Genomic DNA, 12,363 nt, shown 5'->3' with positions numbered 1-12,363 from the left:
CACGCATTTCGCCCACCAGAATGGCATCCGGGTCTTCGCGCAGCGCCGACCTGAGCGCGGCGGCAAAACTCTGCGTGTGCGGCCCCACTTCGCGTTGGTTGATCAGGCATTTTTTGGATTCGTGCACGAACTCGATCGGGTCTTCTACGGTGAGGATGTGGCCAAACTCGTTCTCGTTGAGGTAGTTCACCATGGCCGCCAGCGTGGTCGACTTGCCCGACCCGGTGGGTCCGGTGACCAGCACCATGCCACGCGGTTTCAACGCCAACTCGGCAAAAATCTTGGGGCAATTGAGCTGCTCCAAAGTCAGGATCTTGCTCGGAATGGTCCGAAACACCGCCCCGGCACCACGGTTCTGGTTGAAGGCATTGACCCGGAACCGTGCCAGCCCTTCGATCTCAAAAGAAAAGTCGATTTCCAGAAACGCCTCGTAGTGTTTGCGCTGCGAGTCGTTCATGATGTCGTACACCATCGAGTGCACCTGCTTGTGGTCAAACGGCTCGACATTGATGCGGCGCACATCCCCGTGCACCCGGATCATCGGCGGCAGACCGGCCGAGAGGTGCAAGTCCGATGCCTTGTTCTTGACGCTGAAAGCCAGCAACTGGGTGATGTCCACAGACCTCTCCGTTTGTTTGTTACGCTCATGCAATTATGACCATGATTCAAGAGAACATCTGCAATGTCCAGTCACGCATTGCCGCCGCCTGTCACGCCAGCGGCCGTCTGCCGTCTTCAGTCAGCCTGCTGGCGGTGTCCAAGACCTTTGACGCCGAGGCAGTGCAACAGGCCCATGCGGGCGGGCAATGTGCCTTTGGCGAGAACTACATTCAGGAAGCGGTGGTGAAAATCGTCGCGTTGCGTCACCTGCCGCTGCAGTGGCACTGTATCGGCCCCATCCAGAGCAACAAGACCCGGCTGGTGGCGGAGCACTTTGACTGGGTGCAGACGGTGGACCGGCTGAAGATTGCCCAGCGTCTTTGTGAGCAGCGCCCCAAGCACCTGGCGCCCTTGCAAGTGTGCATTCAGGTCAACGTCGATGGTGGCCCCACCAAGTCGGGCGTGGCGCCTGCGGACACGCTGGCGCTCGCGCAGGCGGTGGCCAGCTTGCCCAGGCTGCGGCTGCGCGGGCTCATGTGCATTCCTGAGCCAACTTCGGATTTTGTAGCTGCCTGTGCTCTATTTAAAAGGGCTGGAGATCTTTTTTGTGCCTTAAACACTGCGGGTCTGGGACTCGACACCCTGTCGATGGGCATGAGCGCCGACCTGGAGGCCGCTGTGGCCAGTGGCAGCACCATGGTGCGGGTGGGCAGTGCCATCTTTGGCCAGCGGCACTATGCGACCTGACGCCTGGCCCTGCATCGTCGGGCGCTATTTCAATGGCAGCTGGGTGGTATTCTTGACTTCTTCCATCACCGCGTAGGTGCGTGTTTCGCGCACCCCGGGCAGTTGCCACAGCACGGTGCCGGCAAATTCGCGGTAGGCGGTCATGTCCGCCATGCGGGTTTTCAGCAGGTAGTCAAAACCACCGGCCACCATGTGACATTCCATGATCTCGGGGCGTACCTGCACCGCCGCCTTGAACGCCTCAAACACATTGGGGGTGGTTTTGTCCAGCAAGACCTCGACGAACACCATCAAGCCTGCCCCGAGCTTTTCCGCGTTCAGGCGCGCTTCATAGCCCAGAATAACGCCCTCGCGCGCCAGACGCTGAACGCGCGCCAACACGGCGGTGGGTGACAGTGCCACCGCCTCGGCCAGTTTCAGGTTGCTGATGCGACCGTCTTCCTGCAGGGCCTGCAGGATCTTGCGGTCAATGCGATCCAGATGAAAGGGCACGGCATCGGCCATGACCGTGTCAAGTCGCAGGTGTCAGACCGAGTGCGTCCGCCAGCAGCTCAGGGCGGATCGGCTTGAGGTAGGCGCCTACCAGCTGGATGCCTTCGCCGTTGGCAATGTCGCGCGCCAGTTGCAGCGTTTCGGGGTTGACGCCACTGAGCAAAAGCACGCCACCCCGATAGTGCAATTTGGCCAGTTCGGCGACAAACTCGATCCCGTCCATGTCGGGCATGTAGATGTCACAGATCAGAAAGTCCGGTGGTGTTGGCAACGCCCGCAGTGTCGACAGCGCCTGCAGACCGTCGCCGGCCTGGTGGATGTTGGTCACACCCAGCTGCATCAGCATTTCACACATGATGTCGCGCAAAAAATCGTCGTCATCGACCAGCAAGACCGACGGGCTTGGGCGCAGTGAGGGGGTATTCATGAAAGTGAGGGCAAAAGCGGTGACAGGGCCATATGCTAATCCAGCATCGCTTCCAGTCTGCCGCAGAGTTGTTGCCAGGCCGGGAAATCCGCCTCGCACTGGGTTGGAAGCAGCGGTACGCGCGCGGCCAATTCGGCCGGCCAGGGCGCCTGGGTCTGCCCCTCATCCAGGAGCTGTTCGCTGGCCCGGGCCTGGCGCACCGCCATCTGCACCAGGGCCAGCATCTTGCTGCCACCGGCCGTCGTGGCGTCACTAGGGTCGGCCGCCAGGACTTCCTGAAACAGGCCGGGCAAGCGCCAGCGGCGTGTCAGCTCCGCGCCGACCTCGGGATAGGCAAAACCAAACCGCTCGCGCTCCAGCGCGGCGCGCTGGGGTGCCAGCGGGTGCACCTGCATGTCAAGTTCGCGCACCGCATCGGACAGGCCCATGTGCATGAACAGCTGACCGATCGGATACAACAAACCCAGCGTCCAGGCGTGGTGAACGTTGAGTTGCACCTCTGGCAGAGCGGCCCAGTGCTGGGCCGCGGCAGCAATGCGCAGGCTGCGGCACCAGAACGGCTTGAGCAGCGCCGGCTCCAGCGTGCTGAAGCGGCTTTTCAGACCGACGCTGATCACCACCGAGCGCACGTTGATGGTGCCCAGCTGGCTCAGCGCCTGGGCGGCCGTGCCAATTTCTCGTGTCGGGCTGAAATGAACCGAGTTGGCAAGCTGCAGCAAGCGCGCACAAATGGCCGGGTCGCTTTCGATCAGCCGGGCCAACGCCGTCGGTTGCACCGAGTCGTTGCCCAGAGCCACGATCAGTTGCTGCAGCACTTGCGGGATCACCGGCACGGCTTGCGGCAGTTGGAACAGTTGCTCTAGTTTCATGCGTCTAGGTATTGGTGAATGCGCTCGTCAGCCTGCTCCAGAGCCCCGGGTAACTGGTCGCACAGGGCCTGACATGCCGCGCCGTCAGCCCCACGGCCAGCCGCTTCAAGCGACTGGCAGAACTCGCCCAGCGCCATCGCGCCCACGGCACGGGCCGAAGACTTGAGGGTGTGGGCGATGCGGGTCAGCGCGTCCAAGTCACCCGCTGCACCAGCCTGCTGGATATCGCCTAGCTGCCGTGCCGCATTGATCAGGAACTTGCCAAGCAGGCGTTTGAGCATGGCACGGTTGTCACCCACCGCCGCGGCCAGCGTGGTCGGGTCCCAGATGACTGAGGACGCTGGCTCCGCCGCAGCGGCATTGCTGCCGACCGGCAGCGCTGGCGGTGCTGTCTCGTGGGTGTGGGCCAGTGGCAGCCATTTGTTCAGTATTCGAGCCAGTTCATGCATGCGCACCGGCTTGCTCAGGTAGTCGTCCATGCCGAACGCAAAACAGCGTTCGGCTTCACCGTACATGGCGTTGGCCGTCACGGCAATCACCGGTTTGCGCACACCCGCTGGCTCGTTGCGCCGAATCTCGACCGTCAGGTCGTAACCGTCCAGATTGGGCATGTGGCAATCGGTCAGCAGCAAGGCGTAGCGGCCGCTGCGCCACATCGCCAGTGCCTGAACACCATCGGCGGCCAGCTCGGCGGCATAACCCAGGCGTCGCAGCTGCTGGTACATCACGTCGCGGTTGGTCTCGTTGTCTTCCGCCACCAGAATCAGTTGCTTGCGCAAAACTGCTTCTTCGACACTGGGTGCGCGCCGACCCTGGTCGGACGCCGGTGGCTGCGCGCGGGCCAGGCTGGAGCGGCTCAGTCGCCCACAGGCGACAGCAACGCCCTGCAGCAACTCTCGGTACATCAGGGGCTGGGCACGGACCTCGACGCCCTGCAAATCCGCTTGTGCGCCGGGCTGGCGTACCAGCCACAGCACCCGGTCGTGATCACGCCACATCTGCCAATCGATCTGGTCGGCACTACAGGAGTGGGTCAGGTCGAGCAGCAGCGCAGTATCCTGGTCCGCTTCAGACAGTCTGGCCTGCGCACTCGGCATATCGGGCATGGGGCACAGCTGCGCACCGGCCGAGTGGAGATAAACCTGCAGCACGGTCCAGCATGCCATGGCGGGTTTGACCACCAGCACACTGACACCTTGCAGGTCCGGCAATCGCGGCAGCGTCTGGTCCTGCGGTGCGGTGGCTGCCACCAGTGGCAACTCAACGCTGAACTCGGAGCCCTTGCCGGGTGCGCTCTGTACATCGATGCTGCCGCGCATCAGCGTGACCAGTCGATGCGTGATCGAAAGGCCCAAACCGGTGCCACCAAAGCGGCGCACCGTGCTGGCATCGGCCTGACTGAAGGGCTGAAACAGCTTCTCCACCACATCGGCGCTCATGCCGATGCCGTTGTCAATCACCACCATGTGCAGCCAGTTGCTGCCGTCCGGGTGGGTTCTGGGCAACACCTGCAGGGCGGTACGCCCCTGCTGGTGGTGCGGCACGAACTTCAGCGCATTGCCCAGCAGGTTGAGCAGGATCTGCCGCAGCCGAAGCGGGTCCGACATGATCCAGGTCGGCAGTGCCGGGTCAACAAACAGCTCAAGCTCGACTTCCCCCTGGCGGGCAGAGCTCAACAGCAACTGCACCACATCTTCGACCACCTCGCGCAGCGGCATGGCCACCCGTTCGACTTCGAGTTTGCCGGCCTCGATCTTGGAAAAGTCCAGAATGTCATTGAGCAGGCCCAGCAGCGCCATGGAAGACTGATTGATGGTGTCCACCATGCGCAGCTGCGAGGCGTCCAGCGCGGTTTGTCGCAGGATGTCGACCATGCCGATGACGCCGTTCATCGGTGTGCGGATTTCGTGGCTCATATTGGCCAGAAACTCCGATTTGGCCAGGTTGGCCGCATCGGCCTGCTGGCGTGCATCACTGAGCTCCCGGGTGCGTTGGGTGACCAGTTCTTCCAGATTGTGGCGGTGGCGCTCCAGCTCGTTGGCGGTGTTTTTCTGTTCGGTGATGTCCTGCTGCACTGAAACGTAATGGGTGACGGTACCGTTGGCGTCGCGCAGCGGTGTGATGACGGCGCTGTCGACGTACAGGCTTCCGTTCTTGCGGCGGTTGAGCAGTTCACCGCTCCAGGCACTTCCCTTGGACAAGTGTTGCCACAGCTCCTGGTAAAGCGCCGCAGGGTTCAGCCCTGAGCTGAGCAAGCGCGGGTTATGACCGTAGGCTTCCATCCGGCTGTAACCGGTGTTTTGCACAAAGGATGCATTCACGTATTCGATGTCGCCGGCCAGGTTGGTGATGACGACACTTTCGGGGCTTTGTTCCGCCACCATCGAGAGTTTGCGGATCTGCTCTTCAGCCTGTTTGCGCTCACTGATGTCTTCGTAAATGCCCAGGATGCCAAACACCACGCCGTTGCGCGCCTTCAACGGGATCTTAGACGTGCGCAGCCAGACAGTTTGCCCCTCAGGGGTGGTTTGTGGCTCGTCATAGAACAGCTTGGACACCCCCTCCGCGATCACCCGGTGGTCGTCGGCGCGGTACAGATCGGCCTGCGCTGCCCAGCCCATCTGATAGTCATCCTGACCGATCATCTCGCTCGGGGTTCGCTTGCCGGCATCGCGGGCAAAGGCGGTGTTGCAGCCAAGATAGCGCAACTCGGCGTCTTTCCAGAACACCCGCATCGGAATGGCCTCAATCACCGTCATCAGCAGGTCGCGCGAGTCGGCTAATGCGGTCTCGATCCGTTTGCGTTCGGTGATGTCTTGCATGGTGCCGATCGAGCTTTCCGGTTTGCCCTGGGCATCAAACTCCGAGCGACAACGTTCCTGCACCCATTTGATGCGGCCATCCTTCATTCGCAGGCGGTGCTCCATCTCGTAGGGGCTGCGGGTCTGCAGAGAGCGTGTGTAGGTTTGATCCACTCGCTCGCGGTCGTCGGGGTGAATCAGCTCCAGAAAGGTCTGGTAGCTGGGTGAAAACGTGGCGACGTCAAGCTCAAAGATCCGGAAAATCTCCTCGCTCCAGTGCAGCGTGCCGGTGGTCAGGTCAAGTGTCCAGCTGCCCATTTGGGACAGTTGTTGTGCCTCGACCAGGCGGCTTGCCACCAGACTCAGCTGTTGCTGGCTCTCTGACAGTGCGGCCTCTCGCTGCGATAACTCCGACAACAAATGGTTGAATCCGTTGATCAACTGGCCGACTTCATCCGGGGTGTTGCCTGGCAATGGCTGCGTTGGCCGGTCCGACCCGGACTGCGCCTGCAAGGCGGCAAAAGCGGTGTAAACGGGTGCCAGTTGACGTCGCAGCAGCCACCAGGTTGCAGCCGCTGCCAACAACGAGGCCAGAAAGGTGGCCCAGGTGATGTTGTTGGCCAGGTTGTCAATGGGCGCAAAGGCTTCTTGCGTGGGCAGATCGACCGACAGTGCCCAGTCTGCCACGGGCACATCGGCCAGTGACAACATCATCTCAACCCCATTGGAGCCAACCAGGACCGAAGTGCCGGACGTGTTTTCAATGTAACGGTCAATGGCCGGGTTGAGGCCAGGGGCAGGCAGCGATTCGAGTACACGGGATTTTTCGGTCGCATTCACCACGATGCGCTGTTTGCGGTCAATCAAGGTGTACCCGCCTGACTGACCGTAGCGTGCGGACATGATGCGGTCCATGAAATTGGGCTTGCCCAGGTCGGTGGCACCCACCAGCGCGCCAAGAATCTTGTCATCCTGACCTTTGATGGGTACTGCAATGCCAAATGCCGGAGTGCGCAGGGTGTTACTGAGGGTCACGTCACCGACCTTGCTCTTGCCCAGTTTGAGCGCACTATGAATGTCGGGGCGTTCTGCAAAACTGCGGCCGATACGTTGCGCGGCCAGTGGCACGGATGCGATCACCGTGCCTTGAGCGTCGGTGACAAAGTAGCCAGCGGTGAACATGCTGGGCAAAGCCGGACGCTCGTCCAGCAATTGCTGGACATCGCCAGGGCGGGCCATCAGCTCGGCCGGCAGCAGACGTGTGACTTTCTCCAGGGTGTCCATGCGCTCGGCAATGCCCCGATTGATCTCGGTGGCGTGCAGCGTGACGGTGGCGAGCTGTTGCTGCCCCAGCATACGCTCCATATCCCGGTGCAGCCGCAGGTGCGCGTACCCGGCCAATGACCAAACCGCAATCAGGAAAACCGCCAGACTCAGCAGGGTCAGCCGAACCTGCAGCGAGCGCCACGAGTAGGGTGACAGGGGCAAAAGGCGCGGATTCATTCGGGCCAGGCGGCGCGCAGCCATTCGGTGCAGGCGGCAAATGGCATGGCACGGGCAAAATGATGGCCCTGCACCACGTCGCAGCCGACGCGTCGGACAAACTCAAGTTGCTCGGGTGTCTCCACGCCCTCGGCAACGACGCCCATGTCAAGCTGCTGCCCCAGCAAGATGGCGATGCGCAACACCGCCTGCGCCTTGCGTTCGGACAAGGCGCGTTGCACAAAACTGCCGTCGATCTTGAGCTCGCGAAATGGCAGGTCAATCAGCTGGACCAGACTGGAGTAGCCGGTACCAAAGTCGTCAACCGAGAGCACAAAACCCATCATGGACAGACGGGTGATGGTCTCCATGGCCAACGAGCGGTCCATCATCAGGCGGCTCTCGGTGATCTCGATCACCAGATCAGCCGGTTGCAGACCTGCCTCCGCCACGATCTGCCCCAGCAACTCGGGCAATTGCAAATTGTGGGCGGTGTCCATCGACATATTGATGGCGGCGCGCAGTGGCAGATTTAGTTGCTGCCACCGGCGCAGGTCGCGCACCACCTGACGTGTCAGCATAAAAAACAGCGCATCGGCCAGGCCGTGGGCCTCCAGGGCCGGTACAAAATGGGCGGGGCTCACCGCCTGGCCACCCGCTGGAAACCAGCGTGCCAACGCCTCGACCCCGATGATGCGGCCACTGCGTACCTCCATCTTGGGTTGGTACCACGGAACAAAATCGCTCTGGCTCAAAGCGAGCATCAGGCGTTCGCGTGTCAGGTCCTGCACATGGCTGGGTGAGACCACGGTGTCATCGTTTTGTTTTAACTTTGCCAGCATCGCACCAAGATCAGCCGTCTGACAGGGTTTGCCCAGCACACCGAGCAGCTTCAAGCCGTGGGCGGTGGCCAGCATGGCGGCACTGTCGCGAATCTCGTCGCGCACCCCCGACACCACAATCACCGGCGCCGAAAATCCGGCTTCAACCAGGTGACGCATCAACACCAGGCCATCCATGTCGGGCATGTTCAGATCACTGATGAGGGCTGCGATCTGATCCCCATAATGGGCGCACAGGTCCAGCGCGGCCAATCCACTTTCGGCAAACAACACGTCGCGCCAACCCAATGAGGCCAACTGAGCCCCCATCAGCTCGCGCTGAAACAGGTCGTCGTCGACAACCAGAATTTTGTTCGCACTAAGAGCCATCAGGGCCACCGGTGTATGGGTTATGGGTCTCCGGCATTATGGTCAGAACGGCGCGGCTGAAATTGATTTGTATCAAAAGAGCCGAACGATACGGTCAACCCAACCGTCCGAAACACGCCGTACAGGTGCCATGCAGTCTTGATGGCAACAAGTCAAGTTCGCCGCAGAGGTATCTATTCCGCAAATAAACTGCTGTCAAATGATAGAAAAATAGTAAAAAATTAATCTAAAAATACAGGAACATAGCGCATTCGTTTGTACCTGAAGGTTTCCATATGCTGACACAACGTTTGCCCAACCCCTATCGGCCTGAATCCAGCATTGTGTCGCAATGTCTGGCCTCGCTCAACAATGCGCTGGACTGGTCGGCGCTGGTGCGCAAGGCGCTGCCGTGGATCCAGACCGTGCGCGAGAACCCGCCGCCGTTCTGGGCGATGGAGAGTCTGCTCAAGGAGTACCCGATTTCCAGCGCCGAAGGGCTGGCGCTGATGCGTCTGGCCGAGGCCCTGCTGCGTGTGCCCGACGCCGAAACCGCCATCGCACTCACCGCCGACCAGCTGGGCCGGGCCGACTTTGACGGCAGCAGCGACAAGGTGCTGTCACGCCTGTCCAGCACCGCCATTGCCATGAGCAAACATTTCCTGCCCGCCGCACCCGGCAGCGGCCCGACGCCCGAGCCGGGGCTGATCGCCAAACTCGGGGCACGCACCGTGGTGGCCGCCACCTTGCGCGCGGTACAGCTGCTGGGGCGCCAGTTTGTGCTGGGTCAGACCATGGCCGAGGGCCAGCACGAAGCCGCTGCAGCACGCAAAAAAATGCCCAACCTGCGCTACAGCTACGACATGCTGGGTGAGGGTTCGCGCACCGATGCCGACGCGCTGGTGCACCTCAAGAGTTACCAGGATGCTATTGCGTCAATAGCTGCTAGCGCAGACAAAACCTGCGCTTGTGAGCAAAATGATGGGATATCCATCAAGCTCAGCGCGCTGCACCCGCGTTACGAGTACGCCCAGGCAGATCGCGTTTTGGCCGAGCTGGTGCCGCGGGTGTGGGGCTTGTGTGAACAAGCGGCGCGCGCCAACATCAACCTGACGATTGACGCCGAAGAGGTGGACCGGCTGGAGCTGTCGCTGGAGGTGTTTGAGGTGCTGATGGCCCAAGTGGCGAAGCATTACCCGCAGTGGCGCGGTTTTGGCCTTGCAATGCAGTCGTACCAGACCACGGCGCTGGAACTGGTGGCGCATGTGACGGAGTTGGCGCGCAAGCACGGTCTGCGGCTGATGTGCCGGCTGGTCAAAGGTGCGTATTGGGATGCCGAAATCAAGCGCGCACAGGAACTCGGCCTGCCGCACTACCCGGTGTTTACGCACAAACACCACACCGACGTGAGTTACCTGGCGTGTGCCAAAGCACTGCTGGACGCGCCCGACGCCATTTACCCGCAATTTGCCACCCACAACGCCGCCACGGTGGCGGCCATTTTGCAGATGGCGGCCAAAACCGGCGCGCCGTTTGAGCTGCAGCGTCTGCATGGCATGGGCGAAGGCGTGTACGGCGAGGTGCTGAAAAACCCGCTGGTGGCCTGCCGCGTCTATGCGCCGGTTGGGGCCCACAAGGATTTGCTGGCCTATCTGGTGCGTCGCCTGCTGGAAAACGGCGCCAACTCGTCGTTTGTGCATCAGCTTGCCGACGAGACCGTGCCGATCACCGAGCTGCTGATCTCGCCGCTGCGTCTGGAGCCGCATGCATCGCTGCCCTTGCCTGCGCACCTGTTCGGTTTGCAGCGCCCCAACAGCTGTGGGCTGGACCTGACCGTGTCCGCGATGCGCGACCCGCTGCTGGCGGCGCTGGCTGCGCTGCAGCTGCCTGAGGTGCCCGAGTTTGATGCCAAATTGGCCTCTGGCGCAGTATTATCAAGCGCAGCCAGCTATCAACAGTGGAGCGCTGTGTCGGTCGAGGTGCGCGCCCGCATCCTGCGGCTGGCCGCAGACGAGCTGCAGGCGCAGCTGCCGCGTTTTTGCGCACTGCTGGTCAAAGAGGCGTTCAAGACCTGGAACGACGCGGTGAGCGAGGTGCGCGAAGCCATTGACTTTTTGCGCTATTACGCGGCGCAGGCACAAACCATCATGCAGCCCCAGACCATGCCCGGCATGGAAGGCCCCACGCTGCTGGGCATCACCGGCGAGAGCAACGAGCTGCGCCTGACCGGGCGCGGCCCGTGGGTGTGCATCAGCCCATGGAATTTTCCGCTGGCGATCTTTCTCGGTCAGGTGGCCGCGGCCCTGGCCACGGGGAACACGGTGCTGGCCAAACCGGCCGAGCAAACCCCGGCGGTGGCACTCGAAGCGGTCAAACTGCTGCACGCCGCAGGTGTGCCCGAAGGCGCCTTGCAACTGCTGCACGGCCCGGGCGAGACGGTGGGCGCGGCGCTGGTAGCAGCCCCCGGCGTGGCGGGGGTGGTGTTCACCGGCTCGACCGCTGTGGCCAAAATCATCAACCGGGCGCTGGCCGCCAAAGACGGCCCGATCGTGCCGCTGATTGCCGAGACCGGTGGCATTAACGCCATGCTGGTGGACAGCACCGCGTTGCCCGAGCAGGTGAGTGATGCGGTGATGCAGTCGGCCTTCAGGAGCGCCGGGCAGCGCTGCTCGGCCCTGCGCCTGCTGTGTGTACACGAAGAAATTGCCGACGGCGTAGTCGCCATGATCGCCGGTGCCGCGCGCGAGCTGCGCTGTGGTGACCCGGCGCTGCTGGCCACCGATGTCGGCCCGGTGATTGATGGTGAGGCGTTTGAGGGCATCGGGCGGCAACTTAAGCGCCTGCGCCGCGACGCCCGCGACCTGCTGGGTGATGTGCCAGGTTTCAAGCAAAATCAGCCTCCAGCCCAATCTAGACAAGCGCAATCAGCTATTGATTCAATACCCAACCTGATCGCACCACAAGCCTTTGAGGTGCAGCACATCAGCGATCTGAAAGACGAGATTTTTGGCCCGGTGCTGCACATCGTGCGCTGGGGTGGTGACCCGCACAAGGTGATCGCGCAAATCAACGCGCTGGGCTACGGCCTCACTTTAGGCATCCAGACCCGCATCGACAGCCGCGCCCAAGCGCTGGCGCGCGCCGCCCATATCGGCAATGTGTACATCAACCGCAACCAGATTGGCGCGGTGGTGGGCGTGCAGCCGTTTGGCGGCGAGGGCCTGAGTGGCACCGGCCCCAAGGCGGGCGGGCCGCATTATCTTTACCGCTTTTGCGCCGAGCAGACCATCACCGTCAACACCACGGCGGCCGGCGGGAATGTGCAGCTGATGGCGTGAGTGGGTCTCATCCGGTATGCGCGTTACTCACCAGCCGGGCGATGCGTTTTGCTGCGTGTCCCCCGGCCTTCGGCCTCCTCCTTGACCTTCGCAAAACGCATCACCCGGCTGATTCAGCGCGCGTTGGGCCGAGCCGACTCGGGTCGGCGTCGACGCGGCGACCTGGGCAGCAATCTGGCCGCCCAAGCGTTCCGGCGCTGGTGAATAATGCGTGTCTGGCCTGGACTGGCTGGGCTCGAATCAACAGAAATAAGGGGTACAGGATGACGATGTGCAGACGTGGATGCAATACCTTGCTGTTCGCTGCGGTGACCAGTTTGGCGTTGCCAGTGATGGCCGAACCGGGTGAATATTGGCAATTGACCACCAAGATGGAGATGGTTGGCATGCCGATGGCCATGCCCCCGGTGACAATGA

9 protein-coding genes are annotated in these 12,363 nt (G+C 62.0%); 3 read left to right on the top strand and 6 right to left on the bottom strand.

Features of this window, described 5'->3' with window-relative positions; genetic code table 11:
• Positions 1 to 619 (bottom strand): ATPase, T2SS/T4P/T4SS family (locus KBF66_RS16495; RefSeq protein ID WP_296659753.1); only part of this gene is annotated, 619 nt, incomplete at its 3' end.
• A gap of 35 nt (positions 620 to 654) precedes the next feature.
• Between KBF66_RS16495 and KBF66_RS16490 the strand changes: the two genes are divergently transcribed.
• On the top strand, positions 655 to 1,347 hold the full coding sequence (locus KBF66_RS16490) for a YggS family pyridoxal phosphate-dependent enzyme (RefSeq protein ID WP_296659750.1): 693 nt from the start codon (positions 655 to 657) through the stop codon (positions 1,345 to 1,347).
• Positions 1,348 to 1,371: 24 nt separating this feature from the next.
• Here the strand turns inward: KBF66_RS16490 and KBF66_RS16485 are convergent, their stop codons facing one another.
• The 5 genes from KBF66_RS16485 to KBF66_RS16465 are packed head-to-tail and all read right to left on the bottom strand — an operon-like array spanning position 1,372 to position 8,629.
• A complete protein-coding gene (locus KBF66_RS16485) occupies positions 1,372 to 1,851 on the bottom strand; it encodes an Lrp/AsnC ligand binding domain-containing protein (RefSeq protein WP_296659746.1) in 480 nt (159 codons plus the stop codon).
• Between the two features lie 7 nt (positions 1,852 to 1,858).
• Positions 1,859 to 2,266 (bottom strand): response regulator, encoded by a 408-nt coding sequence (locus KBF66_RS16480; protein WP_296659743.1) that lies wholly within the window; start codon positions 2,264 to 2,266, stop codon positions 1,859 to 1,861.
• Positions 2,267 to 2,301: 35 nt separating this feature from the next.
• Positions 2,302 to 3,135, bottom strand: coding sequence for an HDOD domain-containing protein (locus KBF66_RS16475; protein WP_296659741.1), 834 nt, complete (start codon positions 3,133 to 3,135; stop codon positions 2,302 to 2,304).
• Positions 3,132 to 7,439 (bottom strand): PAS domain S-box protein, encoded by a 4,308-nt coding sequence (locus KBF66_RS16470; protein ID WP_296659738.1) that lies wholly within the window; start codon positions 7,437 to 7,439, stop codon positions 3,132 to 3,134. Before KBF66_RS16470 ends, KBF66_RS16475 begins: the two co-directional genes overlap by 4 nt.
• A complete protein-coding gene (locus KBF66_RS16465) occupies positions 7,436 to 8,629 on the bottom strand; it encodes an EAL domain-containing response regulator (protein ID WP_296659735.1) in 1,194 nt (397 codons plus the stop codon). The genes KBF66_RS16470 and KBF66_RS16465 overlap by 4 nt, the downstream gene beginning before the upstream one ends.
• A gap of 275 nt (positions 8,630 to 8,904) precedes the next feature.
• On the opposite strand from KBF66_RS16465, the gene KBF66_RS16460 reads away from it, so the two are divergent.
• On the top strand, positions 8,905 to 11,946 hold the full coding sequence (locus tag KBF66_RS16460) for an L-glutamate gamma-semialdehyde dehydrogenase (protein WP_296659733.1): 3,042 nt from the start codon (positions 8,905 to 8,907) through the stop codon (positions 11,944 to 11,946).
• Between the two features lie 81 nt (positions 11,947 to 12,027).
• Entirely contained in the window at positions 12,028 to 12,150 is a 123-nt protein-coding gene (locus KBF66_RS16455) for a hypothetical protein (RefSeq protein WP_296659731.1), read from the top strand.
• The last annotated feature ends 213 nt before the right edge of the window (positions 12,151 to 12,363 follow it).

It is taken from the genome of Rhodoferax sp. (assembly GCF_018063565.1).
Lineage (GTDB): Bacteria > Pseudomonadota > Gammaproteobacteria > Burkholderiales > Burkholderiaceae_C > Rhodoferax.
Note: the sequence above shows the minus strand (reverse complement) of the source record. Positions and strands in the feature narration are given on the sequence as shown.